Here is an 821-nt window from a genome sequence, read left to right as displayed (position 1 = left end):
AATGCCGGTTTCTCAGGAAATGACAGTTTCACCTACACGGTGAAAGACAATGCCGGCGCCACCTCCAATGCCGCGACCGTTACCGTGACCGTCACCGCCGGCAGCACAACGACATTGACCTTCACGCCCGTGGCAGATGCCTACATTTCCAAATCCAATCCCACGACGAATTACGGCACGGCCAATACCTTGCGGTTCCGCAATGCCAGCTCGACCTACAGCACCTACCTCAAGTTCGAAATCACCGGCATTACCGGCGCGGTGCAGAGCGCGGTGTTGCGGCTTTATGCTACCACCGGCACCAACGACAACGGCTCGCTTTACTCGGTGTCGAACAACTATGCCGGCACCGCGGATCCCTGGAGCGAGACCGGCCTGAACTGGAACAACGCCGATCGCAATGGCGTGCTGTTGAGCAGCAACGGCCCGATCACCACCAATGCCTGGCTCGAATTGAGTCTCACCGCCCATGTGACCGGCAACGGCACCTACAGCTTTGCGCTGCTCAACTCGACCACGGCCAACGGCTATTTCAGCAGCCGCGAAGGCAGCCAGCCGCCACAGCTTGTGATCGAATACAACTCCGGGCCGGCCAACGCGGCGCCTGTGGCCAACAACGATGCCGCGACCACTGCCGCCGGAACTGCCGTGGTCATCAATGTTTTAGCGAATGACTCAGATGCCGACGGCTCGCTCAATCCCGCCAGCGTGACCGTGGCAACTGCTGCCGGTCACGGCACCACTTCGGTGAACACCAGCAATGGCGCCATCACCTACACGCCCAATGCCGGTTTCTCAGGAAATGACAGTTTCACCTACAC

1 protein-coding gene is annotated in these 821 nt (G+C 59.7%); it reads left to right on the top strand.

All coding sequences use genetic code 11. The features are described from left to right. Window positions 1–821, top strand: an 821-nt coding sequence (locus tag L6R21_28045) for a DNRLRE domain-containing protein (protein MCK6563058.1), incomplete at both ends; no start/stop codon positions are given.

The sequence above is a fragment of the bacterium genome, assembly GCA_023150945.1.
Classification (GTDB): Bacteria; Zhuqueibacterota; Zhuqueibacteria; order Zhuqueibacterales; family Zhuqueibacteraceae; genus Coneutiohabitans.
This window is presented reverse-complemented; position numbering and strand designations above follow the sequence as displayed.